The sequence below is a fragment of the Actinomycetota bacterium genome (assembly GCA_036280995.1).
In the GTDB taxonomy this organism is placed as follows: Bacteria; Actinomycetota; CALGFH01; order CALGFH01; family CALGFH01; genus CALGFH01.
The window spans coordinates 1-2,465 of record DASUPQ010000304.1 but is presented as its reverse complement, the minus strand read 5'-3'; the positions used below and the strand labels follow the sequence as shown (position 1 = coordinate 2,465).

The window sequence follows — 2,465 nt, the reverse complement described above, 5'->3', positions numbered from 1 at the left end:
CCGGCAAACGAGCCCGGAAACCCACTCGAACCTCGCACTCCCGATGACCATGCGAGCCGTCACACAGCATCTGGTGGTGCCACACCCCGCCCAACTGATGCACCGGTCGCACACCGCGCGCGACACCACGGCAGGGGTGCGGCAGCACGCGGGCGCCGCGGATCGCGGCCACTTCGCCGTACTCCGGGAGAGACGCCATCGCACCCCGGCCGAGCCATCGCACCCCGCCCGAGCCATCGCACCCCGGCCGAGCCATCGCACCCCGCCCGAGCCGACGCACAGCGTCGGGTCACGTCACAGCCCACCCAGCAGGTGCGGCAGTCGCACACCGCGTGCGTCACCGAGGTAGGAGTGCGACGGCGCGGAGCGCCGCTCTAGGTGGCTGGTGTCTTTCGCGTGGCGGTCCCCCGGGTCGGTGCGGGGCTGCGGGAGAATGATCGGGTGACGATGGGCCGGGCGGACCGTCAGGGTGATCTGTTCGATGATGTGGTCCGGTTCTGTGAGGGCTCGCTGCCGGGGAACTCGATCTACGGGTTCCTGGCGCGGGAGCGGGTCCGGTTGTTCCCCGATGAGCTGTTCGAGGATCTGTTCGAGGCGTCGGGTCGGCGTTCGGTGCCGCCGTCGGTGGTGGCCACGGTGATGGTGTTGCAGCGGCTGGGTGGGCTGTCGGATCGGGAGGCGGTCGACCGGTACGCGTTTGATGTGCGGTGGCGCTACGCGGCCGGGGTCGGCGGCTACGGCACCGGGTGGGGCAGCTTCGCGCACACGGTGCTGGTGGACATGCGCGCGCGGCTGCGCGCTTCGGCCCGCCCGGACCGGATCTTCGAGGTGGGTCTGCAGGCGGCGCACGCGGCCGGTCTGGTCGGGCGGCGTCGGGTGCTGGACTCGACCCCGCTGTATGACGCGGTGGCCACCATGGACACGGTCACGTTGATCCGCTCGGCGGTGCGCGGGCTGCTGGGCGCCACCGACACCGAGTTGGCCGCGGAGCTGCGGGCGGCGCTGGGCAGCGGGGACGACTACGCCGGCACCGGCAAGCCGCAGATCGACTGGGACGACCGGGCCGCCCGCGAGGAGTTGATCGACTCCCGGGCCCGAGACGGGTTCGCGGTGCTCGCGCTGCTGGAGGGCCGCGAGCTCGCCACGGCCGTGGGGCAGGCGGCGGCGTTGCTGGCCACGGTGCTGGGCCAGGACCTGCAGCCCGGCGAGGACGGGGTGTTCCGGATCGCGCGGCGGGTGGCGAAGGATCGGGTGATCTCCACCGTGGACCCCGATGCCCGGCACGGGCACAAGACCGCCGCGCGCGGGTTCGACGGGTACAAGGGCCACGCCGCGGTCGACCCGGACTCGGAGATCATCACCGCCACCACGGTCACCCCGGGCAACACCGGCGACGCCGGCGTCGCCGAAGACCTCGTCGCCGACCTGCTCGCCGACGACCCCGCCGACGACCCCGCCGACGACCCCGCCGACGACACGGCGGGCCAGGACGGGCCCGAGCCGGTCGCGTCGCAGCCGGTCGCGTCGCAGCCGGTCGAGCCGAGCACGGGTGCAGCAGCCCAGGACGCGGAGCGGGCGTGTGTCTACGGCGACAACGCCTACGGCACCGGGCCGTTCCACGACCGGCTCGCCCAGACCGGGATCGCCGACCGCTGCAAGACCCAGACACCGACCGCGGCGGGCGGGTTGTTCAGCAAGGACCGGTTCGACATCAACCTCGCCGCCGGCGTGGTGACCTGCCCGGGCGGGGTCACCGCCCCGATCCGCCCGGCCCGCGCCGGCGGCGGCACCGCCTACTTCGCGTCGGCCTGCCCCGCGTGCCCACTGCGCGCGCAGTGCACCACCGCCGCCGATGGGCGCACGGTGTCGGTGGGCCCCTACGAGCAGACCCTGACCGACGCCCGCGCCCGGCAGACCGACCCGGCCTGGGTCGCCGACTACCGCGGCACCCGCCCCAAGGTCGAACGCAAGCTCGGTCATCTCGTGCGCCGCCATCACGGTGGGCGACGAGCCCGGGTCCGCGGCACCGCCCGCGTCGACGCCGACTTCCGGCTGCTGGCCGGCGCGGTGAACCTGGCCCGGCTGGCCGTGCTCGGGCTGCGCGGAACCGCCCACGGATGGGCGGTGGCGGCGTGACCAGCAGCGGGAGGACCCCTTACCGAGGGCTCGCCGCCGCGACAGGCGGGCCCCAACCCTCCTCAAGAGGTTCCGCGGAACCGTCATCCGTCCCGATTCCCGCGAACCCAGGAGCCCCATGAACCGCCAGCCGACCAAGCCACGCTCCCGAAGCGGCCGTACGACACCAGCCACCTAGGCGGGCACCTTCTCTTTGAAGTGATACTCCACGCCTGAACGGGTGTTCCTGCGGTCGTAGACGTGCGTGACCTTGGTGCCGTCTTCCTGCTCGACCGTGAGCTTGAGCTTCGGCCGCGGGTTCCTCATCATCGACGTCTGACCGTTGAACG

General features: G+C 73.0%; 1 protein-coding gene. It reads left to right on the top strand.

The window, feature by feature from the left end; translation table 11 throughout:
• Positions 1-396 precede the first annotated feature (396 nt).
• Positions 397-2,136, top strand: a complete 1,740-nt coding sequence (locus VF468_10325) for a transposase (GenBank protein HEX5878703.1) — start codon at positions 397-399, stop codon at positions 2,134-2,136.
• Positions 2,137-2,465: the final 329 nt, after the last annotated feature.